The organism is Pseudoalteromonas sp. JC28 (assembly GCF_013319255.1).
In the GTDB taxonomy this organism is placed as follows: Bacteria; Pseudomonadota; Gammaproteobacteria; order Enterobacterales; family Alteromonadaceae; genus Pseudoalteromonas.
The window spans coordinates 136,584-161,566 of the sequence record NZ_QOKX01000002.1 but is presented as its reverse complement, the minus strand read 5'-3'; the positions used below and the strand labels follow the sequence as shown (position 1 = coordinate 161,566).

Below are 24,983 nucleotides of genomic sequence, written 5' to 3'. Positions count from 1 at the left end.
CCGAAGGCGGCTTTGGTGTTGCGATTATAAAATATTATAATAAAGCTTGTTTTAATGTTTCAGCATGAACTTTTTCCCGCTTCACATATTTAATCCATTGCTTAGCGAGGTTTGCTGATTTTTTGTGCTTTTCAGCTTGTTCGAAGGCCAATATAGAAGCATCAAAGTTTTGCAGGTTAAACTGTGCCATTCCAAGTGCGACATAGGCGTTAGACTCAAACGTTAAATCGCCTTTATTGAGAGCAAGTCGGGCGTGATCTGCGGCTTCATCATATTGTTCAAGATTTAAGTAGATCTCTGCAAGTCTCTGATCTAAATTGCCATGTTCAACTTTTTCAGTTGCTGCTAGGAAGAAAGGTAGTGACTTTTTATCTTCTCTTGCTTGAACGAATGCTTCTGCGATAAAAGTTAGGTTTTTGGCGCTGTCTTCAACGACACCTGCTTTTATTCCGTTATCGAGTGCTTCCGCTGCTTTAAAAGGCAAGGCGTTCATTAAATAGACTTGAGCAAGTTGCATATAATCAGATTTCGATTTTATAAAGCCCCTTTGCTTTGCAGTTTCAAATGTTGCGAGCTGTTTTTTCTCGGCACCTATTTCACCGTACATGCCGCCAAGCTGGATCCAGTATTGTGGTTTGTCATAGAGGGTAACCATTTTCTCTAAAACATCTGCTACTTTTTTTGGCTGATTTAATGAGTAATATATCGCTCGCTGAAGAACTAACCAGTTTTCTTTTGGTAGTTCACCGTCGGATTCAACTAAATCAATCGCAGTATTTATATTGCTTATCGCATCATTATATTTTTTTAGTTGATATTGTGCTTGCGCTTTTAAAATATAAAAGTTGCTTTTTGGGGCCTGGGTATTAGCTTCTTTCCACTGATCAAGGAATGATAATGTACTTTCAAAATCATTGTTTGCCATGGCCAATTGAGCCAAGCTAAATGTCGTAGAAAGACGCAGGGACTCAGGAATAGATTCTTCCGCAATAACTGCTTTGAAAGATTCGATGGCCTTGTCGAGCTTGTTTTCGTTGTAATAAATAAAGCCATAGAAGTTATACATCATTGCCACTTCGTAGCTATTCATACTCGAAACGCGTTCTTTCACCGAATCTAATGCGGCGAGGCCTTCTGCAACTTGCCCGTCGTCTGCAAGTTTTTGCGCGCGGGCCAGTTGACTATACACTTTTTCGCGTAGCGCGGGCACACGCTTGGTTTTAGTTTCTGAGTCTGCATAAGCCGTTGCCAAATTAACATTTGGTATGACTGAAATGAGACTCGGCGCTATTAAACCTGTGCTAAATAACGCACTTACTAACGTAATTTTTTTAAACATTTTCATAATCGCAATCCTTAATGGCAGTTAGCCATTAATTTGAAATGAAATCTTATTTTGAACACCCGCAACTTCAACCGGTTCACCGTTTACTACGCGAGGTTTGTATTTAAATTTCAATGCCGCATCAAGCGCTGCTTGGTCAAAGATTGATTCCGGTTCGGCGCTAACTACAACAGGGTTTCTCACAGTGCCTTGTTTAGTTACAATGAACTCAACAATCACATACCCCTCAATTCCGCGTGATAACGCACGTCTTGGATATACCGGCGCAACTTTAACGATTGGCAGATATTCACCATCACTGGACTCAAGTGCTAAACCACTCGCCAAATCTACGTCAGCGTCCACATTGGCACTAAAATCAAAGTTGCCGCCTGTTGCGTCAAGATTGTTGTTCTGGGTTTGTGGTGCATCCATTGGTGGAGGCGGCTCTTTAGGTGTTGGTGGCTTTTGTGGCTTACGCTCTTTTTTCTCCACCGTCTCTTCTTTTTTAAGACGGACGAAATCTAGTACTTGTCCTTTTACAGGATCTGTCATTGCTCCTTCCCCTCCTTGGATAAGCGCTTGCATACCCAAGAAAAGGAAAAAGGTAACTATGCCTGCAATTACTAAAGCAATTAAGTAACGCATGGTATGTTCCTATGACTCCTGTGCTGCAATCGAAACATCAAATGCGCCAGCTGCGCGTGATGCATCCATTACTTTAATTAGCGTGTCAGTAGTTGCCTTTTTATCAGCCTGAATAACCACACTACCCTGCGGATTCTCCGCTTTAAGACGCTCAATATTTGCTTGAACTGCACGGATGTCTACTTGGCGTTTGTTAATCCAAATTTCACCAGTATCTGAAATTGCAACCAGGATATTGGCTCTTTGCTTTTTAACTGCAGTGGCCGCTTCTGGGCGGTTAACATCAATACCCGCTTCTTTAACGAAAGAGGCCGTTACAATAAAGAAGATAAGCATGATAAATACAACGTCCAGCATTGGCGTCATGTTGATTTCTTCTGCTTCTTCTTCTTGGAATACTTTTGCAAGTGGTGCTCTCATAATTCTTTCCTCACACGACCGCTTAATGGTCTAGTAGCATTTTATCTTCTAACAACTCAACTTCACGCTTGGCTTTACGCTGAAGGTAGGTCGATGCAAATACACCCGAAAGCGCGCCAACCATGCCTGCCATTGTCGGGATAGTTGCTTTTGATACCCCAGATGCCATAGAGCGTGCACTGCCTGATCCGGTGATCGCCATTACATCAAATACTTCAATCATGCCAGTTACCGTGCCTAGGAGTCCTAGTAAAGGACACAGTGCCACCATGACATTGATATATGGTAAGTTGGCGTTGAGTTTGATCCCCACGCGAGAGATAGTTGCTTGTCTTATCTGCTCTGCGTTCCAACTGTTACGCTCATTTCGCGAGTTCCAAGCTTGTAGGACTTCGTTTTTGTAGCCTCTGTATTTACCGAACACAAACATGAAGCGCTCGAGAATAAGTAGCCACATGGCGAAGGTTACGAAGCCGATGACCAGGAGAACCTGGCCACCTGTATCAAGGAATTCACGTAAAGCGTTAATTGCATCAAGCAATAAAACCACGATTACGCTCCTTTCTCGCTACGCTCAGCAATGATCCCCGCGCTCTGCTCTTGAAGAATAAGGAGCAAGTTACGAGAACGTGTGTTTAGTAGTGTGTAAAGGAATACGGTTGGGATAGCGACAACCAGACCAAGTACGGTGGTTACGAGGGCCTGAGAAATACCACCAGCCATCAGTTTAGGGTCTCCCGTACCAAACAAAGTAATTGCTTGGAAGGTGTTGATCATACCGGTCACTGTACCAAGTAGACCAAGTAGCGGTGCTACGACTGAAATAATTTTGATTAAAGTCAGGTTACGAGTGATCTTTGGCATCTCACGAAGGATTGCTTCGCTTAACTTAAGTTCTAGCGTATCGTAAGCCACATCTGGGTATTGCTCTTTCACTTTCATCACTCGACCTAGCGGGTTGTCGTCACGGGCAACACTATCTTTAAGCTGACGGTTGATTTTAGAACCCATCAACATGAGTGATACAAAACGCTCAATTGCAATAAGTAGTGCCAGTAAACCAACACCTAGGATCACATAACCTACCGCGCCACCTTGGTGTACTTGTTCTTCGGTATTTGGCGCTTGTACTAGTAGACCGAGAATTGAGCCGCCTGTTGGGTCAAGGGCAAAATCGACAGAACCGGTCTTCGCATTTTGTAATTCACCCGCTGTTGAGGTGAAACGAGACGCTGGCTGACGAGTCAGTTCAGAAAGCGTTTGTGTATCATTGTTGTAAGTCAGGTATTTACCATCAGCGATTAAGTTAAACGCACCGACGCGAAGCACTTCTTTGTTTTGCTTGGCACCACCGGCTACGATAACTTCGGTATTAAAGCGTGACACTTTACCTTGTTCCGTCATTTCACGTTGCATCTCAAACCAGACTTTTTCAATGTCTTCGATTGATGCTAGACGCGATGTTGAGCCCATCTTTTTCGCAAGCTCAGTCATGTAATCATCACGACCTTTAATTTCAGCTGATACAACTGACGTTGCGAACTTATTTGAACTATCGCCAGCTACTTGTTGAAGCACACCGAATAGCTCTTTTAATGTACCCATACGCTTGCTAAGCGTGTCACTTAGGTTGGCCAGTTTAATTTCATTTTCTTCGAAATTAGTTTCTAGACGTTCAGATTTAGCCAACGCTTGGTTACGTTCACCCGTTAACGCATTCAACATTTGGATTTGGTTGTTTTGCTGCGCTTTGAACTCGGCTTCACGTTGTTTGTTTTGCGCTGTTTGTGCGGTTTGCCCTTGTTCTAAGGTTTTAAGTAGTGAATCTAAATCTAATGCTTGTTCAGCATGCGCAGATGCGGTTAACGCAAGTGTTGTTGCGAAAATAGCGTGTGTAGTGAATTTTTGTACGAATTTCATAGTGGTCTCACCTATTACTCTGCAGCCTGAACTGGAAGCGTTAACATGTCAGGTGCTAACTGCTTACGTGCGATGCGAATGCCTTTATTGATTTGGCTGATGTTGGTATCTGGTAATGCGTCAAAAGCGTTACTGTCTTTGTTCCAAAAACCAGCTTGGCTGCCATCTTTTGTGACATAAAGCAGCTCAAGACGACCAATTCGTAGGAAATCTACTTCACGTTCTTGTCCATTCACGTCAAGTAATGAGGTGTAAGCTTCGATAGTACGTCCGTAGTCCACTTCAACTTGGTAAGCTTCAAGTACGCGGCGGAACTTTTCGCTTGATGAAATATCAGCACGGTCCATCAAGTTAGTTAACTGAGTAATACGCTCAGCACGCTCTTTAGGAAGGAAAGGCACGTCTAATTCAACGAACAGTTTCAGGCCTGTGATCATGCGCATCATGAGAGGTGTGATTTGACGCTCGATCACCGAAACTTGGTCCATAGAGGTGTTAATTGCCGCCATTTCTTCAAGTTGGTTTTTGATTTGTTTTTCTAATTGAGCGTTGTAAACAGATAGGCCGTCGATTTCTTTGTTCAACGTCTTGAACTTTTGCAAACGAGACTGCATATCGTCTGCAATACCATCGATTTTCCCTTGAGACTTTAATGCAGATTCATTGATAGCTGCACTTTTGTCCATCGCTTGATTTAATTCTGTTGCTCCGGCAGAGGCCGTTGCTAGCATACCTGCTATAAGCAAGTGGTTAACGCACTTCATCGCATACACCTTATAAATTATTGCTAGTTGCTAAAAAACTGGGTGCAGTCTAATTACGAAAAATGACAACCATGTTGCGCAACTAATACACAAATGTGACAGCTGTCATTGAAATTACATTAATCAATTAACTTATTGTTTTTAAGAGAATTTTGTTGGTTAATGAGATGTTGCAGGTGTTTCGTGTCATAAAAGGATCACAAAAAAGCCGCTTTTGTTAAGCGGCTTTTAAGCTCTAGTGAGATGGCGTTAGACTCTAAACTTGAGCACCATTTGTTCTAATTCGTCGAACTGTAGTTTCAATGACTTACACTCTTCAAGGGTTGCGGTTAGGTTATTGCTGCCTTGCAGGCTGAGGTCACTAATATGATGAATGTCGCTATCTAATGTTTGGATAACGGTGTTTTGCTGGTGGGTGGCGCTGGCAACTGCATGGTTAACGCCGTCTATGGCATCAATCGAATTGCTCACTTCTTGCATTTTAGTACCTGAAGCATTGGCTCTATCGGCGCTTCTTGCTGAGTCTTCTAAACTCGCTTTCATTACGGCCACAGCTGAAGCAGAACCTTGTTGTAGTTGTGCAATAGTGCTTTCGATTTCTTGCGTTGACTCTTGCGTGCGCTGTGCTAATTGCCTTACTTCATCGGCAACGACGGCGAATCCACGTCCGGCCTCACCTGCCCTAGCCGCTTCAATGGCAGCATTTAACGCCAGTAAATTGGTCTGCTCGCTAACTCCTTTGATCACTTCAAGCACTTGCCCTATGCTGCCTGAGAGTTTATCCAATCCATCCAGCGTGTCTTGTGCCTGAGACATTTTTTGTGTCAGTGAAGCGATTTCTTCGATATTTTGAGTGAGTGAATGTTGGCTTTCAACGGAAAGCTTGTTGGCGTTACTGGCAAGTTCTGAAGCATGGGTTGCATTGTTTGAGATCTCTTGTGCACTTGAAGAAAGCTCGTTGATCGCTGTCGCGACGCTATCGGTGCGCTTTGACTGATCTGTATACATAGATAAGGTATCTTGCGTTTGCGCAACCAAACTATTCACGACGTTTTCAAGTGTTACTGTAGTATTTTTTACCTGCGTAATAGAAGCATGAATTTTATCGATAAATTGGTTGAAATAATCGGATAACTCGCCAAATTCATCTTGATTTTCTACGACTAATCTACGAGTAAGGTCACCTTCACCTTGGGCGATGTCTTTGATGGCTGCATTGAGATTGTACATCGGGCGCATCAGATACTTGAGCAATAGTTGTAGCATCACCACAATCGCAATCACGCCAAGTAGCATATAGATAGCTGCCATATTTCTAAAAGAAGATACGGACGAATAGGCAATTTCTTTATTAATGACAACGCCAAGATACCAGTCGACATTTTTAATGCCTTTCATTTTTACAAATGAAACGAGCTTTTCTGTGCCATCAATTTCAAGCTCCGTGAAATCCCGATTTAATGACAGGCGTTTACCAAACAGCGCTGACATCGGCTTGTCATTCAGTTTAGTATCTGGATGACTGAGTATTTTACCGCTTTCATCAAGTAAGAAACCGTAACCAAACCCTAAGAAGTCAATTTCATTGATAATTTCTGTGATGGTTGACATGTCGATGTCCCCCCCTGCCACACCTGCGAAACGGCCTCCTTGTTTTACAGGTACAACGGCTGAGATAGTGAATTCGTTGGTGGTAACGTCAATATAAGGTGCGGTAAATGCGGTATCTTGTTTTTGCTCAGCGAGCTTGTACCAAGGGCGGCTAGTCGCATCAAAATCAGCAGGAAGTTGGATACTTGGATCGTCCAACACAAATGTTCCATCTGGCGTGCCAATAAAAACGTTTTTGAAATCCCCCGCAGTGTCTGCGGTTTTTAACCGTCTTCTTATCTGTTCAGTGGAGTCATCAGCTCTATGTCCATCAGCAATCGAGACCACGATTTCAAGTCTGTCATTGAGCCAATTGGCGATATTCTGTGAAACCGAGCTTGAAATCTCTTGTAAAACCAAGGTAAGTCGAGCTTGAGTTTGGTCTCGCATAACAAGAAAGTTGTTTACGGTAAATAAGCCGAGCACAATCACTAACACAAGGGAGGCTGCTACGGTTACTTTGGTGGTGAACTTTAGCGCTTTAAACATCATGATCCTGTTGAACTTGTTCTTTTCTTCAGCCAAACAATACACTTGTTGGCCGATTATTATTAATAGATTTAGGAATTGGATTCCTTTGTAACTATTTTTATCAAAAACTCAAAGGTTTGTCTTTGATTATCGGCAGGAAATGAGAGAGGTTTAGAGTGAATGTTAAATAAAGGTGAGACTTCGCTCACCTTGCGTTACAGTAACGACGCTTGATAATGTCGCCAAGCAGTATCTAATTTAACACCTGCTGATTGCTCAAAGTATTGCCAGTCCCACTTTATGTCGTCATGTGGGTCCAATTGAGCATTGATCTCCTGAAGTAGGTCTCGGTTACTTTGCTTCGATAACCAATCGATAAAGAATGCTGTATTTTTATAGCCGTCTTTATAGTTGCCACCAGGCTTTTGGGTATCATCAGGAATATACCCAGCTTTTAGTCTAACAACATCTGCTATTCCCTCAATGATTGGCCCTATTTCCTTGTAGTTATGATCATCTAGCTGATAAGCATGGGCAATTTCATGATAGAGAATACCGATAAGTTCGTCGACTGATTCTGTTTCACTGTGCGATGTAGAAAAGTTTTCCATGTAGTTTGCGCTGATATGGATTGTTGCGCCGTTAAAATCGCCCTCTTTATATGCAACCCCTTTTAGGTCTTCAAAGACGATATGGAGGGTTGGTAGCTTAGGCGCGCTAGTCATATCTTTATAAAGTAATCTAGCCACGTTATAACTTATCTGCTCTATTACTTTGTTATCAATTTCTTGCCATGCGAAATGGTTAATTTTAGTCGTTTTGCTGAGCGAGACGGCTGGTAGAGGAAATTGACGCCATGCTAAGTCTGACTGAAACGCGATCGGTTTTAATCGCGCTGCGGCATTATCGATGTCATTTGCAAGTGCGAACGGCGCACTTGCAAATGTGGTCATAGCCGCAAGAAATATTCCTGCTTTAACCATTACTTATACTCCGACAATGAAGGCGGTCTCTGCGTCTTGGATTGACCCCATGCTTTATTCGGCTTGCTAGACATTTGATACTCCAATGTACCGCCATTCATGATGTCGTTATGTGTGATGTAGCTGCGCTTAAGCGGTTTACCATTTAATTTAATGGACTTGATATATTTGTTTTTGTCACTGAAACCTTTCGCAACGGTTCTAAATGCTTTGCCGTTTGCAAGTTTCAAGGTAACTTCTGGCACCTGAGGCGCACCAATCGCGTAGCTTAGGTCGCCTGGCGCAACAGGATAAAAGCCCATCGCTGAAAATATATACCAAGCAGACATCTGACCTACATCGTCATTACCTGCAAGGCCATCCGGTTTGTCTGAGCTTAAGGTATCCATGATCTGACGAATACGCTCTTGGGTTCTCCACGGTTTACCCGCGTAGTTATATAAATAGGCAATATGATGGCTAGGCTCATTACCATGGGCATAGTTACCAATCAGGCCTGCAATATCTTCGTGCTCTTTGATCATCTCTTCAGAAAGGTGGGTATCAAACAGTGCATCTAGACGCGCTTCAAATGCATCATCACCACCCATTAATTCAATCAGGCCAGCTACATCATGCGGTACATAGAAGCTATATTGCTTCGCGTTACCTTCGGTGTATGGGCCCATGTATTTTGCTTCAAAAGGGTCAAATTCGGGATCCCAGTTTCCTTTTGAATCTAACCCTTGCATGTAACCGGTTTCTTTATTGAACACATTTTTATAGCTCATCGCACGTTGGTAATAGTCTTTCGCTTTACTGGTATTGCCCATCGCTTCATACATTCTTGCGATGGCAAAATCATCGTAAGCATATTCAAGAGTGATAGAAATAGACTCAGGAAGTACGTCCATTGGTACATAGCCAAATTTCTTGTATTCAGGGATGGCATCGTACACTGGGTTGTTAGCCGTGTTTTCAATTGCTTCTACTGCTAAATCAATATCGTAATCTCTGAGCCCTTTTAGATATGCATCAGCAATGACTGAAACCGCATGATAACCAATCATGGTCCATGTCTCGTGGGCGTGGAACGACCAAATAGGTAACATTTTTTCATAGCTTTGCTGATAATGTACCAGCATAGATTGGATCATGCCGGATACGCGGTCTGGGTCGATATAAGTGAGCAATGGATGTAATGCACGATAGGTATCCCACAACGAGAATAAGGTATAGTGCTCGAAACCTTTGCCGTCATGAATTTCACCGTCAACGCCTCGATACTGTCCATTTACATCTTGGTAGATATTAGGCGCTTGTAGCGCATGGTAGAGCGCAGTGTAGAACTGACGTTTTTGCGCTTTGGTGCCTTCCACGTCGACTTTATCTAAATAATTTGCCCACTGAGACTTGGCATTAGCGCGAACGGTATCAAAATCCCAACTTGGTACTTCAGTTTTAAGATTCTCTAATGCGTTTTTGCGACTAACTGCAGAAAGTCCGACTTTCACCAACAGTGGCGTTTCGTCTAAACTATCAAAGCTTGCAACAAACTTAACGGCTTTACCTGCTGTCATTTTTACTGCGGTATTCTCAATCGTAGAGTGTTTGCTGTCTTTGCCTAAGCAATTCATACAACGATAACGGTTGTTGTCTAGATTATAAAACTGATAGTCAGCGATAGGTTTTGAGAACTCGATGGCAAAATACATTTGGCGGTTACGCGCCCAGCCATTAGTTGCGCGGTAAGCAACCAATGTGGTGTCGTTTATTTTGCGGATGTCGCTCCAAATCACTTTATTCTCAAAGTTATAGATTGCTGAGGTCAAATCAAGCAATACATGACCCTGTTTTGCTTTGTTGAAGCTGTATTTATGCATACCCACTCGCGTGGTTGCGGTGACTTCGGCTTTCACACCATAGTCGAGTAAGTCAACACCGTAATAGCCAGGTTCAGACCATTCTTTGTCGTGAGAAAAGCGCGAGCGATACCCTATGTCTGGATTTTCAGCGGTACCAGCATCGAGTTTTACTTCGCCTGTCATTGGCATGACCAGCAAGTCGCCAAGATCTGAGTGACCAGTACCAGAGAAATGCGTGTGGGAGAAACCAACAATAGTATGGTCATCATAGTGATAACCTGCGCAGCGCTTATAGATTTCTGATTGAGGGGAAACACCGCGCATGGGGTTATCTGTATCTGGGCTTAATTGCACCATACCAAATGGCACGACTGCGCCAGGGAAGGTGTGGCCATCACCGCCAGTACCAATGAAGGTATCGACCCACTGTGTATTTGATTCAGTGGCGTGAACTGTTGCGCTTAACAACACACTTTGTGTGATTGCCAACGCCCAAGTTTTAGCTCGCATTACTCTCTCCTAGTTTTTGTTTTGAATTGGAGCGTTCCAATTTTATTTTATAATACCCTTTATGAATACGTATTCAATACTCTGCGACGAAAAAATTATGCAATAAAAAAGGCGAGCTATGCTCGCCTTGTAAACTTTCGTTAACTTAATTCAGTTTTGCTTGCCACTTTTGCGACAGCTTAACCACGTTTAATCCGTACCATGCGATGTAGACATAACAAAGCAATGGCACAATAAAGCTGATCTGAATATGGAATTTATCCGCAACCACACCTTGAATGAGCGGCACAATAGCACCACCGACAATGGCTAAACACAGCCAGCCAGAACCTTTACTGGTTAGTGAGCTCAAGCCTTCAATTGCCATTGAGAAGATTGTCGGAAACATAATGGAGTTAAACAAGCCAATCGCGAGTACGGCAATCATCGCAATGTTGCCACTGGTACTCATGGTCAATGCCAGTAATAAAATAATAACGACAGCGTTGAAAGCCACTGCTTTTGAAGGTGCAATGGTCTTTAAGGCAGCAGAGCCGATAAAGCGCCCTACCATAGCACCACCCCAGTAGTATCCGATAAGTTTTGCTGCAGCGTGCTCTTCAAGTCCTGCGATTTCAGGTTCTGCAAAGTAATTTACAAGGAAACTCCCAATCGCAACTTCTGCACCGACATAGCAGAAAATAGCTACTACACCCATTACTAAGTGTGGGGCTTCAATTAGGTTATGGTGTTTCGCTTTACAATCGACGGCTTCAGTATGCTCAGCAATCACGGGTAACTTTAAAAACGCGAATACAACGGCGATTGTTAGTAGCGCAGCTGCCAAAATAAGATAAGGTACCTTTACCCCCTCTGCGCTTGCCGCAGCTTCAACGGTTAGCGTACCGGCTGAACCAAACAATAAAAAGCCGCCCACGATAGGACCAATAGTGGTACCCAGTGAATTAAGCGCTTGCGCAAGGTTTAAACGACTTGACGCAGTGCGAGGATGCCCGAGTGCTGCTACATAAGGATTCGCTGATACTTGCAAAACAGTGATGCCAGATGCAAGCACAAAAAGCGCTGAGAGAAAAATCCAATATTCGTGAACAACAACGGCGGGATAAAACATGATGCAGCCAATGGATGCCACGATTAAGCCCGTTAGTACGCCATTTTTATAGCCAAAGCGTTTAACTAAATACCCAGCAGGTAAAGAAATAATAAAGTAGGCACTAAAAAAGCAAAACTGGATCAGCATTGCTTCGGTGTAGTTAAGGTCAAATACGCCTTTTAGACGTGGGATGAGGACATCGTTTAAAACGGTAATAAATCCCCAAAGGAAAAAAAGCGTTGTCATTGCAATAAGCGGAAGTCGATAATTATTATTCTCGGTATTCCCGCTTGTGACGAAGGTTTGATTTGTATTTATTTCGCTCACAAGTGATACTCCAATCTGTTTTCACCTTGATTCTACACACTGTTACATGAAAATCACAAATGTTTTGTTGGATCGTTCCATGTTTTATCTGCTAAAGTAACGGAAATGTTCAGCAGTAGGTTAAAAGTTAGATGAATTTTAGAACAACGCAATTTTTAGAAGCACACATTAAAAAGACGCTCAGCTTTTACGCACCAAATTGCGTGGATGAGCGTGGTGGCTTTAATCACTTCTTCAAGGATAATGGCGAGATTTATGATGCGAACACGCGTCACTTAGTATCAAGTACCCGTTTTGTCTTTAACTATGCTATGGCTTATGACTATTTTAAAGAGCCAGCTGACTTAGATAAGGTTAAGCATGGTATCGAATATTTAGAAACTGTCCATAGGCAGGAAAATGGCGGCTATGCGTGGTTGCTTGAAGGCGAAAATGTTGTAGATGGCACTAACCATTGTTACGGGCTCGCCTTTGTTTTATTGGCTCATGCCTGTGCGTTGAAGGTTGGTTTGTCGGACAGCAAGTCTGCAATTGAGCGAGTATGGCAGCTGTTAGAAGAGAAATACTTTGAGCCTGATTTTGGACTCTATAAAGACGAATTCGATGCGGACTTTAATCAGGCAGATAAGTACCGTGGTCAAAATGCCAATATGCATACCTGCGAAGCGCTAATTGCTTGCTTTGAAGCGACGCAGGATGAAAAGTTTTTACAGCGTGCATATTTGCTCGCCGACAATATGGTAAATCGTCAAGCGGCTAAGGCAGAAGGGCTGATTTGGGAGCACTATGATAGTCTATGGCAAATCGACCTTGAGTATAACAAAGACGATCCCAAACACTTATTCAGACCTTGGGGATTTCAGCCCGGTCATCAAACTGAGTGGTCAAAATTATTATTATTGATTAACCGCTACATGCCAAAGTCATGGCTTGTGGAAAAAGCCGAGCACTTGTTTGATGAGTCATTAAAAGCAGCTTGGGATAGTGAATTTGGGGGGATTTGCTACGGCTTTGCGCCGGATAAGTCGATTTGTGATGATGACAAGTACTTTTGGGTTCAAGCTGAGTCATTCGCTGCGGCTGCGCTACTAGCACTTGAAACCGGTGATGAAAAATATTGGCAGTGGTACGACAGAATTTGGCAATATGCTTGGGATAACTTCGTCGACCATGAATACGGTGCTTGGTATCGTATTTTGAATAACAAGAACGAAAAGTACAGCGATGAAAAAAGCCCGGCGGGCAAGACCGATTATCACACTATGGGCGCGTGTTACGAAGTCCTGCGTTCAATGAAGTTAAAAGGCGAATAACATGGCACTTGTTTGTTTTGGTGAGGCGTTGATTGATTTTTTATCGGATGGCAAAACACCAGAATCATTTACTAAATATGCAGGCGGCGCGCCTGCAAACGTGGCAGTAGCTGCGGCAAAGCAAGGCGTTGATGCGTATTTTTGCGGCATGTTAGGCAATGACATGTTCGGCCAGTTTTTAGCTGAAGAGCTACAGGCTAATGGCGTAAATACCCGTTACCTTGAGTATACAGATAAAGCCAAAACGGCATTGGCATTTGTCTCTTTAGATAAACAAGGTGAAAGAAGCTTTAGTTTTTATCGGCCACCAGCGGCGGATTTGTTGTTCAGGCAAACACATTTTTCTGAGGATATGTTTACAGAGCATTCTGTATTACATATATGCAGTAACAGTCTTACTGAAGAGAATATCTATAAAACCACGGTTTATGCGCTTGAGCGTGCACGAGCAAACAACATGCTTGTTAGTTTTGATATGAACCTGAGGTTGAACCTATGGAGTTCGACAGCGCATATTCTTGATAGAATTTGGCATTGTATCGCACTAAGTAATGTCGTTAAACTCTCACGCGAAGAATTGGAATACCTGAACGCGAATAGTCATGCGGGTAAAACCGAAGCGCAAACCATAGCCGCAATTATGGATAAGCAAACTCAATTGTTATTAATAACCGACGGCGCAAACCCCGTTGAGATTTATCTACAAAATGATAGTGCTAAAGTCGCTGCGCCAATTGTTGTTGCTGTGGATACCACGGCTGCGGGAGATGCGTTTGTCGGGGGGTTACTTGCTGAGATCATTCGAAAGTTTAAACCTACCCAAGATACTGAGTTTGTCATCTCACTGGATGAGGCAAAAGACTTAGTCGCGTATGCTGCGAAATGTGGTGCGTTCGCCGTTCAACGCTACGGTGCATTTGCCGCTTTGCCGTCTAAGGCTGATATTGGCGAATAGAATACTTTTTCTAGGATAGATGCATGCCCTACCGCAAAGCATTTATCCTAGTCCCTGTTTTTTACTCGCAGTCTTTGTGGGGCCACTCTACTATATGCGCTTCAAAATCAGATTCTAAATCTACTTCCAGTTCTGAGGTTGCCTTACCAAAAATACTGATCCCCGCATCTATCATGGCTTGTTTGGAACCATTATTTCTAAGAGGATGCCAGCTTGCCAGTCCCCTGCCCTCATGAAGTCGTCGATAACTACAACTGTTTGGCATAAAAAAGATATCTTTGAGGTTTTCTTTGGTTAGCTGTACGCAAGACGGAACTAGAACTTGCCTTTCGCTGTAGCGGCTACAACCACAGCTATTTTTATCGTTATATTGGCAAACAACATCAGTGTAGAGTAACTCTTCACCTTCGCGTAAAAAGTCGGTGCTTTCAAATGATTCATCTTCCTCATCGCTGTCGATAAAAGAGTGTAAACAGCATTTGCCACAGCCATCACAAATCGCTTCCCACTCATCTCTAGTCATTTCTTCGAGTGTTTTTTCTTGCCAAAAGCTCATTACTTTGCCCCTTCATTACGCTTTTTTGCATCATATTTGATTTGTGATGTTGGAATCGATCACATCAAACAAGCGGCGCATTCTATAGGATAGTTGAACGTAATTCAAAATTGGCGAACTATTTATGGCTGACTATGATTAAAGTACTATTTTTATTTCATAATCTTTGGCGAGAGCGCTATTTGTCTGCGATTATGGAACGTAGCGAGGGTGGTTGATTGAGGCAAAGGTACGTCTTTTTATTGTTTGTACTCCTGTTGTCTCTGTGTAGTCAAGTGGCAGCTGCTGGCAAAGAGACGTTGCAACTAGAGTACGTGGCTTCAAATGCTAAAATTGTCGACGTCATAAATAACTCAAGTATCCATTGGCAAACTACCGATGATAAAGTGTTGAACTTAGGTTATTCCAACCTAAGTTACTGGGTACGTACGTCGTTAAATATTGACGAAAAAGAAGGGCCTTATTTACTTGAGATAGCCTATCCGGTGCTGGATCAACTTGATGTTTACATGCTACAAGAAGGCAATATATTTGTTCATCAGCAATTAGGAGATAAACAACCTTTCGTTGACCGCCCTTTTGCGCATGAACATTTTATTATACCACTCCCAAACGGCACGCATGGTAAGGTAGCACTATACATTAAAGTACGCTCATCCAGTACGCTGCAACTTCCCGTGGTACTTTGGACAAACCATGACTTTTTGATAAACGACCAAGTTTTTCGTATCGTGATGGGGATCTACTTTGGTTTGATGGGGATAATGGCAGCTTATAATGTGCTCCTCTATTTTACCATTCGCGAATCCACATTATTTTACTATGTTTTATACGTTATTTGTTTAGCGCTATTTTCTGCTTGTTTGTCAGGTTTTGCCTTTCGATATCTTTGGCCAAATAGTCTTTGGTGGAACGATCAAGCAATCTTGTTCTTTCTTATCAGTTCGGTGTTAACCGGCACTTACTTTGTTATGACATTGCTCGAGATTGGTATTTCGGACAAGTGGCTTTATCTAGGTTGTCGCTTAATTTTGGGATTAGGGTTGGTACTCTTATTTTCTTCTGTGTTTTTTGACTATGCAGTGATGATAAAACTTACCATAKCGTATGCCGTATCAGCTTGTATCTGGGGCGTTTTCTGTCGTATTTTACGTTTGGCTGGGAAAAGCCGCTTAGCGACATACTATTCGATTGCTTGGAGCTCAGTGCTCATTGGCGGGATCATTCTTGCGCTAAATAAATTAGATTTAATCAGCCAAACTTGGTTTACCGAAAATGCGCTATTAATAGGTACTGCCATTGAGGTGGCCTGTTTATCGATAGCAATAGGTGAAAAACTCAATACCGAGAAAAACAAGCGCTTTCAAGCGCAATTAACGGCATTCAATGAAATCCAAAAAGTAAACTCTCAATTAGAGAAGACTGTCGCCATCCGAACTCAAGCGCTACAGGAAGCTAACGATAGACTGGAGCTTGCGAATCGCACCGATGCGCTTACCGGTGTTGCCAATAGGCGAGCGCTAGACGAAGCCTTGCATAGTGAATGCTTAAGAGCAAAGCGTTTTGAACACGCTCTTAGTGTTATTATGATCGATATCGATTTTTTTAAGCAGGTTAACGATACCTATGGTCACGAAGCGGGAGACGATTGTCTGATTCACATCGGACGTATACTTTCCAATTGTGCTACGAGAGCGGGAGACTTTGTCGCACGGTATGGCGGCGAAGAGTTTTGTATTGTACTTGCACAAACCGATAGCTCGCAGGCTTTTGACCTTGCAGAGAAGATCAGAATGACATGTGAGACTAGCCCATTGATAAGCGAAAGCTATTGTATAGAGATGACATTAAGTGCAGGATTACATACTCAGACTAAGCCACCATACAGCGGTAAAGAATTGCTCGCCTCGGCAGATCAGGCACTTTATTTTGCTAAGCGTAATGGTCGTAATCAAGTGGCAATCTCAGGTGCGCTGTAAATTTGGTATTCGGCTGTAAATGAATTAGCTAAGTCACCATAGAAAAGGATATAAAATGAAGACACTTTACAGAATCGCTATTTTATTGGCGCTCCTCATTGGTGCAATAGCAGCTTATAGCTATAGCAGCCAAACTGGGATGTTCATTTTTGTGATATTGGGTGTGGCACTTGAAATTGCATTTTGGCTTAAGTTAATACCGCGACGAAAAATTAAAACGTAAGCGCGAAAACATACTGTTGTATATCAACTAAAAGCAGGCACTTTAGTTAACGGAAGCTTGATCTCCATGTTCAACCCGCCTAATAGGCTATTAAAGGATTCAATTTGTCCACTGTGAGCTTCTACCACTTTTTTGCACATCGCAAGGCCCATACCCTTGGATTTTCCCGAATTGGTTCTTGCTGATTGTGATTTGTAAAGCGGGTCAAATAGCTGTTGGTGCGCCTCATAGGATAGCGGAGTGCCAGAGTCTTCAATGCGAATGATTAGATTGCTGTCGACGCTAAAGAAGCTCATCTTTACTTGGACCTTATCTCCACCATGCTTAATCGCATTACCTAAGATCTCAAGGACGCAGTTAGTTATCGCATCTAGGTCGATGGTTATCTTTTCTGTACCAGATATTTGATAGTTAACCTCTAATTGCTCCTTATTATCCTTAAATAAGCCCGCGGCCTGAGTATGTACTTGATTTACCAGCTTGCAGATCGTGAAGTCTCTTAGATTAAGCATAGTTGCTAACTTTTCATTGTCAGTGACTAGCATCAATTGATTAATAAAGTGATTTAGCTCGTCAATTTTATCCATGAGCTTGCCGTAGCTCTCCTGAACATTCTCAACGATATTGTATTGTAGAGATTCAACCTGTACCTTCATAACGGTAAGTGGTGTACGCAGCTCATGAGAGAGATCGGTAAATAAACGTTGTTCTTTCTTTTCTAACGCCTGCTGATTTTGACGGTTGAACTGCTTTTCTGTTTGTACTGTATTCGAGAGTGCATTCACCTGAGTTTGTAGCGTTGATAGCAGATTATTTTGGGCTGACTTATTTTGTTGCGCAAGTGCCAGCGTAAATAACATGACCTCAATTAAGTAGCCAAATTTAATCGCGCTTGATATATGATGAACGTTGATAAAACCCGCATACATAGTCCCACCAATAGCAATGAAATTTACAAAAATGACATGGTTTAGCAGGCTGAGGGAAAAAGTAACAGAACCAGGAGCACTCTGTTTCAAAGACCAATAGCTGGTATAAAGAAATAGCGGGATGATACTCAAGCTTAATACTAGATTGTAGTGAACCGATTTTGAATAGATTGCCACTGGGATAAGTAGTAGGTAAGCCGCTAAAAATCCATTATATAAAAGATGTAAGGTTTCGTTTCGATGCTTTAATTGCAGAAATTGTTTGATGAAAAGAAGGTGAAACACTGGTACAAAAGTCATCAAACAAGCTGAAAATAAGGCGGCAAATTTGCCTTGTAAAGGCCAAAAATATTGAAATGTGAACCCTGACATATCCAACACAATAAGCAAAAACAATAGCGTCCAAAGACAATAGTAAGCGTTGGTCGCATTGGCATTAAAGTAGAAGTTAACCAATACAATAACAAACACGGCTGCTATGATCCCGCTTAGTGCAGCATTGGTAACCGTACTGGTAAGAACATTACTGTTTAGCTCATTATCATTTATTAACCTAAGGTCAGCGGGGGCATTCGCAAAAGTCTGATAGCGGACAATAAGACTTGCCCCTGCTAAGTGTTCTCTTGATATTGGTAGATATAATTGCGGTGCTTCTACTTCCCTAATATTAAACGCGGTATTCAGGGTGTGCTGCGTTAAAAATGAGACCTCGCCGTTGTTAATCAAAGCAACACTTAGCCAAGGCAATCTGGCAAAGCCAAATGCGATGTAATTTCTGTCCTCGGATATAAGCATATTTGGGGTGATCAACGCCCACTGATAAGGCTCATTCTTTAGCTCAGGCACTTGGCTTGAAAGTACCTCAACAATAGATTGGCTGTCGCGCTCATCTATGCCGAGCACTGAAGATAATTGCGCAGCATCGACTTCTCCAAAGTGGATTGTTAATGGTTCACTTACTCTATGCTCGGCACTAGGCGTAAAGTCAACTGCACCAGCCGCCATAGAAAAAAGCATAAAAATTAACGAGAAAAGTCTTAACATAGTGATATAAGGCACAATAATTATAGCTAAATCCTACTTTTAAATAGTGAAGCAAATGTGGATCAAATTTGGAGAAGTAAACAAATGTAAATGCAATCACATAACTAATAATCAGTAAAAACAGCATATTACTACTATTAGTTACCACTGTTTCAAAAAATGCGATGAGAAAATGAGCATACGTGTCGAGTTACATAAAACTGAAATATAACTGTAACAATTGGGTGGTTAAATGCGCGGCTGAAATAAAAGTGTAATGAATGAACATTACTTACTCTAAGAGCGAAACTATGGTTAATCAATCTCAGACTTCAGCATCAGCTAAACTTTTTAACTGGCTGTCAATCGTATTACTTGTTTACTTAGTCTTAGTCGCAGTTGGCACTGTGAGTGGCGGTTTTAAGTTGGCCTCAGGTGGAAGTGAAGGGGCGAAGGAAATCTTCGCATTCGCAACCAATCCAATCGTCGCCCTACTCTTAGGGGCTTTGGCAACTGCATTGGTGCAGTCCTCATCAACGGTGACTTCTGTTATTGTTGGCCTCGTTGCTGGCGGATTACCTATTAGTATCGCAATTCCTATGGTGATGGGCGCAAATATTGGTACGACTATTACCAACACGCTCGTTTCTATCGGCCACATTCGTAGTAAAGAAGAGTTTAGAAGAGCGTTTGCCGCATCCACCGTACATGACTTCTTTAATTTATTAGCCGTTGCTATTTTCCTGCCTTTGGAAATCATGTTTGGCATGTTAGAAAAACTTGCGTCAGGACTTGCCCATGTATTTGTTGGTGATGCTGACTTATCGTTAAAAAGTTACAACTTTATCAAACCACTAGTGAAACCAGCGGTTAGCGTGGTAAAAGATGGTGTTAGCTTTTTAGATTCTACAGCAGCAGGTATTGCCATGGTTGTTATCGGTATCATGATGATCCTGTTCGCTGTGACTTACTTAGGTAAATTACTCAAAAAGGCGTTGGTAGGTAAAGCGAAAGAGTTATTACATAGTGCGATAGGCAGAGGCCCTGTTGTAGGTATAAGCTCAGGCGCTTTAGTTACGGTAATGGTACAATCGTCTTCGACAACAACAAGCTTGATGATCCCACTTGCTGGCAGCGGTGTATTTACCACTCGTCAGATATATCCGTTCACTTTAGGTGCAAATATAGGCACTACAATTACCGCTTTGTTAGCTGCAACATCTATTACAGGTCCTGCTGCAGAAGTCGCATTAACGATTGCACTTGTACATGTTATGTTTAACGTTTTTGCGGTAGCACTTATTTACGGGTTACCACTGCTGAGAGAAATCCCGCTTCGTCTAGCTGAGAAGTTAGCTGAGATTGGTGCGCAGAATAAACCAGCAGCTTTGGCTTACGTATTAGGTTCGTTCTTTGTATTTCCGGGACTCATTATGCTCGCAGTACGATAAATAAAACATGCTCGCAGTACGATAAATAAAACGAACAAAGAATGCATTTAAAGCTCGGTATTGCCGAGCTTTGACTTTTTTAGCCTTTGGTTGGTAAGTCATAATTCTGTAATCTAGCTTTGAGATAATTAACATTGTCTTGTAAATAACGAAAGAAAGTAATGAGTAGCAAACCTGGTATTTTTAGTTTTAATGCAGCACAGATCGCAAGTTCTATGAGGGGACAGTACCGTGCTGTTCAACCCTATGAGAAACTTAGTCTGCAACCAGGTGAGCAAGGACTTTCTTTGGTGATAGAGTTGCCAATGGATGCGCGTATTGATGACCGAGTTAACGTTGTACTAACAAAGCACGGCGAGCGAAATGCGAAGTGCGAGGTCTCTTTGGTGGTTGATCCGGAGTCGTATCTCACTAAGATTGTCGAAATTAAAGTAAAGCAATCGCTTGATGCAGGTCCTTACTTTATGCAATTGAACCTAGTGGGACTCCACGATTACCTAAAGAACGCGGCTGAGTTTGATATCATTTTGAATGAGCGAATTATCGTAAGCGAACCAGTATCTGAAGCGATTACAACTCAGACTACTGGCTTCAAACGTATTTTTAACTCGGCGGTCAGCGCTGTATTATCCGTTTTTTAGCGACTATGTTGGTAATGAAATCTTACCCATAGAAAAAGGCAGCACATCGCTACCACCTGATACGGTTTCATTCGCAAGTAGCGCAAATAAAGCGGCCTCTTTGGCATCAGGGTTGATACCCAGTTGTGAGAAATCCTTGATTAAAACACGGTTATTCAAGTGGCTTTCAATTCGCGCCATTAAAAACACATTATGAATTCCACCTCCGCTAACATATAGCTCTAATTCAGTTGCACCAAGCTCGTTCACCGCATTTGCGACAGCGATAGCTGTGAATTCGGTCAGTGTCGTGATGATATCTTCATGATTATAATCTTTTCCATCCAACGCATGATGCACGAAGGCTTGATTAAATAACTCTTGTCCAGTTGATTTTGGAAGTGGCTTATCAAAGAATTGGTGTGACAGTAATGCTTCGAGAAAAGGCAATTGAATTTTTCCACTAGACGCAATCTCACCATTTTCATCGAATGGTAGCCCTAATACGTGGCGACAATATTGGTCTACTAATGTGTTTCCTGGACCGATGTCACTACTCATACTCTGCGCTAGTGCACAATTTTTTGGTAAATAAGTAAGGTTTGAAATACCGCCAATATTGAGCAAAACCCTATCGATACTTGTGTCCGAATATAACAAATAGTCACCATATTGCACGAGAGGGGCTCCCTCATATCCTTTGGCGATATGCTTTTGTCTAAAGTCTGAGATGGTGATGATGTTCGTTTTTGCCGCAATAATATCGCCGTCAACGATCTGCAATGTGCTATTTAATTTTTCAACGTCTGCAAAGGCTTGTTTTGGACAATGGTAAAGTGTTTGTCCATGACTCGCTATTAAATCAACAGTGTCGGCTGCGACTTGCCATTCTTTCAAAGCATTATTGATTAGACTTGCGTACAACTCGCCGAGCCACGCATTTAATTGACATAACGTCTTAAGACTTACCTGTGATTTAGACGCATGATCACTGAGAAGCTGCTTTTGCGAAGAGTCGTATTCTATCGTGGTAAATTGTTCGACTGTTAGCTGTGTTCTTTTCCCGGCACCTTCAATTTTACATAACGCAATATCTAATCCATCCAATGAGGTACCGCTCATAAGTCCGAGTATATATTTGGTCTTTTTTTCCGCGATCGTGGCGAGTTTAATAATATCTGTTTTCATTTATAATGCGCGCTCCATGATCAATGCTTTTGCCTGTTCATACTTTACGCCGGACAAGCTGCCAAATCCTTCAAGTTGTCTGAATTTATATATAGTAAAATAGGGGCAATTTAAGCCTAGTAAAAATAACGTTTTGAGGTGAGTAGAAAAATTTACGCCGCGTTGCGATGCAAATTGCGAAGCGTCTCTTAAAATATTTCGTGTTGTTTCAATATCTAATTCCCGGCTCTCTTGTGCATTGACGATCAAATGCTTACCGCTGCAGACCCCGCAGTGACCGCATTGTTCTGGTGCGTGCATATCGCCGAAGTAGCTGGCAAGCGCTTTGTGATAGCATGAAGTTAGCTGGAAAAATTTGAGTAAATGTCTTAGCCGTGCAAGTTCGCCTTGCTCTTTAATTTGTGATTGCTGGTAGAAAGACTCAACCAGTTCATTAATGTTAACTTGTTGGATAGGCTTTGAATAAACCGACGTATATTTAGCGACTTTTACGTCAATCAGTTGTTGGTTTTGCAAATACTCAACGACTTCTTGGGCTTTAGCCTGTGGGATGTTTTGCTCGCTTAATGCTTGATGTGAAAGTAATCCCCACTTCTTTTTGAATTCAAAACACGAGAATAGCTGAGTCAAAAACAGTTGCCGCTCAGGCGAGTACTTGGCTAATATTTTATCTTTGTCTTGGCTGAATGCGATGCTTAGCTCCGCAAAATAGCTGTAGTTTACTTGTAAGTATCCTTGCAGTTCGAGCTGGACAATAAGTGTTTTTAGCACCAATTGATTAATATTGGTTTTATAGGCAAGATCGTATTCATTGAGGTGATAATCTGTAGCTGGATCACCGAAAAGTTCATCAAAAAGCAGCGTTAACGACTCTCGCTCTAATGCACTGGCGTAAACGAAGTTCTCTAATGTGGCAATTTTTTCATTATTAATTAAAGCAACGCAATGTGCATTCTCGCCATCTCTGCCTGCCCTACCCACTTCTTGGCTATATCCCTCAATAGATTTTGGCATATCATAATGTAGTACCCAGCGAACATCGGGTTTGTCTACACCCATACCAAATGCAATGGTAGCTACAACGATAAGATTTTCTTTCGCTAGAAAATCTGCTTGAATTTGCGCCTTTTTTTCGCTCTGCAATGATGCGTGAAAAGCTTCTGCAGGAAAGCCACAAGCAGTTATCATTTTTGCTACTTCTTCTGCTTGCTTTTGCTGCGTGACATAAACGATACCAGCGCCTTTTGCCTTTTTTAAAAAGGCGAGTAAATATTCGTCTTTTTGAGATTCGCTAATATGCGCCGCACTTAAGAATAGATTCTTCCTGTAAAAGCCCGTTCTAATGATATTTTGATCGGATACATCGAATTTACCCGCCATATCGCGTGCAACTTTATTTGTTGCTGTCGCGGTGAGTAATAGCACTTGGTTGATACCAAGTTCATGGCGATATTTGGCCACTTTTAGGTAATCTGGCCTGAAATTATGTCCCCATTCAGAAATACAATGCGCCTCATCAATGACAAGAAAAGAGATATTGCTTTGTGATAACAAGGTACGTGCTTTTTGGCTATTAAGCCGCTCGACTGATATAAAGAGGACTTTAAGTGCATTGTCTCGCACCGCATTTTCTATGCGCAACGTTTCCTCTTTGCTTTGAGTACTGTCAAGACACGCAGTCGCAACGCCTTTACTTTGTAGGTAATCTCGTTGCTCGTGCATTAGTGCCAATAGTGGTGAAACGACTAAGCACATCCCTTGCTTCAATATTGCTGGTAACTGATAACACAACGACTTGCCTGCACCAGTTGCAAAAATAGCGATTGCACTTTGGCCTTGAAGTATAGATTCAATGACTTCCGATTGCCCCGGGCGAAGTGTTGTATGTCCAAATGTACTTTGTAGTGTTTGAAAGAGTTGCTGCTGTTGAGTCATCCTGAATCTTTTCTATATTTTTCTGAGATATTCGCTATTGTGCCATTTAAATTGGTGATTGCTTCATTGACGCGCTCAATGTCACTACGCTTAAATGCATGACGTCCAAGCATAAAATGTATAGCGTTATCGTTAACTACATAAGGGTGTAGCTGAATGCTTTGGTAGCCTAGCTTGTTGATATAGTAGTAGCCTGCGTCTTCATCTTCAATCAGAAAATCGACGCGGTTTTTAGCCACCATCTCTATTCGCCGGTCTAAGCTCGCGATTTCAAACAACCGCCTGTCGTACCAATCGATTTTTTTTATTTGTTTCACTTCCTCACCGTAGTAGGCTCCAGGATTGGCCGTGAATGTATAGCCTGCAGAAAACAACTCGATTAAGTTGCTATCGAGATCTATTTCCTTGTTAGCGAACAAGCGCATTTTTTCACGCCGATATGGCGAGGAGAAGTAAGCAATTTTTGCTCTATCGACGCTAAAACTTGCGGATGGCAGGACATCAATTAAGCCCTTTTCAAGCTCAGTGATCCCACGAGCCGATGAAGGAAGCTGAATGAACTCAATACAAAACCCTGCTCGTTCAAAAACTGCTCTAGTGATATCTACGTCTATGCCGTAAGGACGAGTGCCATACATAACAAAAGGCGGCCAGCTAGAGCCAATGCCGATTTTTAGGGATGACTGATCCGCGCAGTCGGACGCGTAGCTTTTTGGAAAAACTAAAACGAATAATAAAACGGATAGACGAATAAGCACTGCCAGAACTTATGACTCTTTTATGAAGTTCATTATGTCATTATGAAAGACCAAGCAGAAAAAGAAAGAAGAAATTGGTGATAAAAGCCAGATAATGGG

The 24,983-nt window shown here is 42.2% G+C and carries 21 protein-coding genes; 6 read left to right on the top strand and 15 right to left on the bottom strand.

Going from position 1 to position 24,983, the window contains the following annotated elements; translation table 11 throughout:
• Positions 1 to 34 precede the first annotated feature (34 nt).
• From DS891_RS05955 to DS891_RS05910, 10 genes are all read right to left on the bottom strand, one after another.
• Positions 35 to 1,345, bottom strand: coding sequence for a lipopolysaccharide assembly protein LapB (locus tag DS891_RS05955; RefSeq protein WP_174169172.1), 1,311 nt, complete (start codon positions 1,343 to 1,345; stop codon positions 35 to 37).
• A 21-nt stretch (positions 1,346 to 1,366) separates the two neighbouring features.
• Complete coding sequence (locus DS891_RS05950) at positions 1,367 to 1,972, bottom strand: energy transducer TonB (protein WP_010605501.1); 606 nt, start codon at positions 1,970 to 1,972, stop codon at positions 1,367 to 1,369.
• 9 nt (positions 1,973 to 1,981) lie between these two features.
• A complete protein-coding gene (locus DS891_RS05945; RefSeq protein ID WP_010378708.1) occupies positions 1,982 to 2,392 on the bottom strand; it encodes a biopolymer transporter ExbD in 411 nt (136 codons plus the stop codon).
• Between the two features lie 22 nt (positions 2,393 to 2,414).
• Positions 2,415 to 2,942, bottom strand: a complete 528-nt coding sequence (locus tag DS891_RS05940) for a MotA/TolQ/ExbB proton channel family protein (RefSeq protein WP_010378705.1) — start codon at positions 2,940 to 2,942, stop codon at positions 2,415 to 2,417.
• Positions 2,943 to 2,944: 2 nt separating this feature from the next.
• Positions 2,945 to 4,312, bottom strand: a complete 1,368-nt coding sequence (locus tag DS891_RS05935; RefSeq protein WP_174169171.1) for a MotA/TolQ/ExbB proton channel family protein — start codon at positions 4,310 to 4,312, stop codon at positions 2,945 to 2,947.
• Positions 4,313 to 4,326: 14 nt separating this feature from the next.
• Positions 4,327 to 5,076 carry a DUF3450 domain-containing protein gene (locus DS891_RS05930; protein WP_174169170.1) on the bottom strand — a complete coding sequence of 250 codons (750 nt, stop codon included), beginning with the start codon at positions 5,074 to 5,076 and terminating at the stop codon, positions 4,327 to 4,329.
• A gap of 249 nt (positions 5,077 to 5,325) precedes the next feature.
• Positions 5,326 to 7,215: a methyl-accepting chemotaxis protein gene (locus tag DS891_RS05925; protein WP_099029536.1), complete on the bottom strand. Its 1,890-nt coding sequence runs from the start codon at positions 7,213 to 7,215 to the stop codon at positions 5,326 to 5,328.
• Between the two features lie 197 nt (positions 7,216 to 7,412).
• Positions 7,413 to 8,180: a basic secretory protein-like protein gene (locus DS891_RS05920; RefSeq protein WP_102058118.1), complete on the bottom strand. Its 768-nt coding sequence runs from the start codon at positions 8,178 to 8,180 to the stop codon at positions 7,413 to 7,415.
• Positions 8,180 to 10,534, bottom strand: a complete 2,355-nt coding sequence (locus DS891_RS05915) for a GH92 family glycosyl hydrolase (protein WP_174169169.1) — start codon at positions 10,532 to 10,534, stop codon at positions 8,180 to 8,182. Before DS891_RS05915 ends, DS891_RS05920 begins: the two co-directional genes overlap by 1 nt.
• Before the next feature lie 145 nt (positions 10,535 to 10,679).
• The gene (locus tag DS891_RS05910; RefSeq protein ID WP_039495314.1) at positions 10,680 to 11,954 is read right to left on the bottom strand and encodes a sugar MFS transporter; all 1,275 of its coding nucleotides are present in this window, start codon (positions 11,952 to 11,954) and stop codon (positions 10,680 to 10,682) included.
• A 131-nt stretch (positions 11,955 to 12,085) separates the two neighbouring features.
• Between DS891_RS05910 and DS891_RS05905 the strand changes: the two genes are divergently transcribed.
• Entirely contained in the window at positions 12,086 to 13,267 is a 1,182-nt protein-coding gene (locus DS891_RS05905; protein WP_174169168.1) for an AGE family epimerase/isomerase, read from the top strand.
• Between the two features lies 1 nt (position 13,268).
• Positions 13,269 to 14,222, top strand: a complete 954-nt coding sequence (locus tag DS891_RS05900) for a carbohydrate kinase (protein ID WP_174169167.1) — start codon at positions 13,269 to 13,271, stop codon at positions 14,220 to 14,222.
• A gap of 61 nt (positions 14,223 to 14,283) precedes the next feature.
• Here DS891_RS05900 and DS891_RS05895 read toward each other — a convergent pair whose 3' ends face one another.
• A complete protein-coding gene (locus tag DS891_RS05895; protein ID WP_102058122.1) occupies positions 14,284 to 14,778 on the bottom strand; it encodes a YcgN family cysteine cluster protein in 495 nt (164 codons plus the stop codon).
• Positions 14,779 to 15,020: 242 nt separating this feature from the next.
• Here DS891_RS05895 and DS891_RS05890 point away from each other — a divergent pair, with 242 nt between their 5' ends.
• Entirely contained in the window at positions 15,021 to 16,757 is a 1,737-nt protein-coding gene (locus DS891_RS05890) for a diguanylate cyclase (protein WP_174169166.1), read from the top strand.
• A 55-nt stretch (positions 16,758 to 16,812) separates the two neighbouring features.
• A complete protein-coding gene (locus tag DS891_RS05885; RefSeq protein WP_171040270.1) occupies positions 16,813 to 16,980 on the top strand; it encodes a hypothetical protein in 168 nt (55 codons plus the stop codon).
• A 23-nt stretch (positions 16,981 to 17,003) separates the two neighbouring features.
• Here the strand turns inward: DS891_RS05885 and DS891_RS05880 are convergent, their stop codons facing one another.
• Complete coding sequence (locus DS891_RS05880) at positions 17,004 to 18,926, bottom strand: sensor histidine kinase (RefSeq protein WP_254605719.1); 1,923 nt, start codon at positions 18,924 to 18,926, stop codon at positions 17,004 to 17,006.
• A 317-nt stretch (positions 18,927 to 19,243) separates the two neighbouring features.
• Here DS891_RS05880 and DS891_RS05875 point away from each other — a divergent pair, with 317 nt between their 5' ends.
• Together DS891_RS05875 and DS891_RS05870 are read left to right on the top strand one after the other, a co-directional pair.
• Positions 19,244 to 20,383 carry a Na/Pi symporter gene (locus DS891_RS05875; RefSeq protein ID WP_069019181.1) on the top strand — a complete coding sequence of 380 codons (1,140 nt, stop codon included), beginning with the start codon at positions 19,244 to 19,246 and terminating at the stop codon, positions 20,381 to 20,383.
• A gap of 161 nt (positions 20,384 to 20,544) precedes the next feature.
• Positions 20,545 to 21,024, top strand: a complete 480-nt coding sequence (locus DS891_RS05870) for a hypothetical protein (RefSeq protein WP_174169164.1) — start codon at positions 20,545 to 20,547, stop codon at positions 21,022 to 21,024.
• Between the two features lie 3 nt (positions 21,025 to 21,027).
• On the opposite strand, the gene DS891_RS05865 is transcribed toward DS891_RS05870, so the two are convergent.
• From DS891_RS05865 to DS891_RS05855, 3 genes are read right to left on the bottom strand one after another with little or no spacing between them, the layout of a single operon-like run.
• A complete protein-coding gene (locus tag DS891_RS05865) occupies positions 21,028 to 22,191 on the bottom strand; it encodes an anhydro-N-acetylmuramic acid kinase (RefSeq protein WP_174169163.1) in 1,164 nt (387 codons plus the stop codon).
• Positions 22,192 to 24,126, bottom strand: coding sequence for an ATP-dependent DNA helicase RecQ (locus DS891_RS05860; RefSeq protein WP_174169162.1), 1,935 nt, complete (start codon positions 24,124 to 24,126; stop codon positions 22,192 to 22,194).
• Positions 24,123 to 24,884 (bottom strand): ABC transporter substrate-binding protein, encoded by a 762-nt coding sequence (locus DS891_RS05855; RefSeq protein WP_130165565.1) that lies wholly within the window; start codon positions 24,882 to 24,884, stop codon positions 24,123 to 24,125. Before DS891_RS05855 ends, DS891_RS05860 begins: the two co-directional genes overlap by 4 nt.
• Positions 24,885 to 24,983 lie beyond the last annotated feature (99 nt).

Coding starts and splice junctions, on each gene's coding strand:
- DS891_RS05955 (WP_174169172.1), bottom strand. CDS start 1,345: ATGAAAATGTTTAAAAAAATTACGTTAGTAAGTGCGTTATTTAGCACA.
- DS891_RS05950 (WP_010605501.1), bottom strand. CDS start 1,972: ATGCGTTACTTAATTGCTTTAGTAATTGCAGGCATAGTTACCTTTTTC.
- DS891_RS05945 (WP_010378708.1), bottom strand. CDS start 2,392: ATGAGAGCACCACTTGCAAAAGTATTCCAAGAAGAAGAAGCAGAAGAA.
- DS891_RS05935 (WP_174169171.1), bottom strand. CDS start 4,312: ATGAAATTCGTACAAAAATTCACTACACACGCTATTTTCGCAACAACA.
- DS891_RS05930 (WP_174169170.1), bottom strand. CDS start 5,076: ATGAAGTGCGTTAACCACTTGCTTATAGCAGGTATGCTAGCAACGGCC.
- DS891_RS05925 (WP_099029536.1), bottom strand. CDS start 7,215: ATGTTTAAAGCGCTAAAGTTCACCACCAAAGTAACCGTAGCAGCCTCC.
- DS891_RS05920 (WP_102058118.1), bottom strand. CDS start 8,180: ATGGTTAAAGCAGGAATATTTCTTGCGGCTATGACCACATTTGCAAGT.
- DS891_RS05915 (WP_174169169.1), bottom strand. CDS start 10,534: ATGCGAGCTAAAACTTGGGCGTTGGCAATCACACAAAGTGTGTTGTTA.
- DS891_RS05905 (WP_174169168.1), top strand. CDS start 12,086: ATGAATTTTAGAACAACGCAATTTTTAGAAGCACACATTAAAAAGACG.
- DS891_RS05900 (WP_174169167.1), top strand. CDS start 13,269: ATGGCACTTGTTTGTTTTGGTGAGGCGTTGATTGATTTTTTATCGGAT.
- DS891_RS05895 (WP_102058122.1), bottom strand. CDS start 14,778: ATGAGCTTTTGGCAAGAAAAAACACTCGAAGAAATGACTAGAGATGAG.
- DS891_RS05885 (WP_171040270.1), top strand. CDS start 16,813: ATGAAGACACTTTACAGAATCGCTATTTTATTGGCGCTCCTCATTGGT.
- DS891_RS05880 (WP_254605719.1), bottom strand. CDS start 18,926: ATGCTTTTTTCTATGGCGGCTGGTGCAGTTGACTTTACGCCTAGTGCC.
- DS891_RS05875 (WP_069019181.1), top strand. CDS start 19,244: ATGGTTAATCAATCTCAGACTTCAGCATCAGCTAAACTTTTTAACTGG.
- DS891_RS05870 (WP_174169164.1), top strand. CDS start 20,545: ATGAGTAGCAAACCTGGTATTTTTAGTTTTAATGCAGCACAGATCGCA.
- DS891_RS05865 (WP_174169163.1), bottom strand. CDS start 22,191: ATGAAAACAGATATTATTAAACTCGCCACGATCGCGGAAAAAAAGACC.
- DS891_RS05860 (WP_174169162.1), bottom strand. CDS start 24,126: ATGACTCAACAGCAGCAACTCTTTCAAACACTACAAAGTACATTTGGA.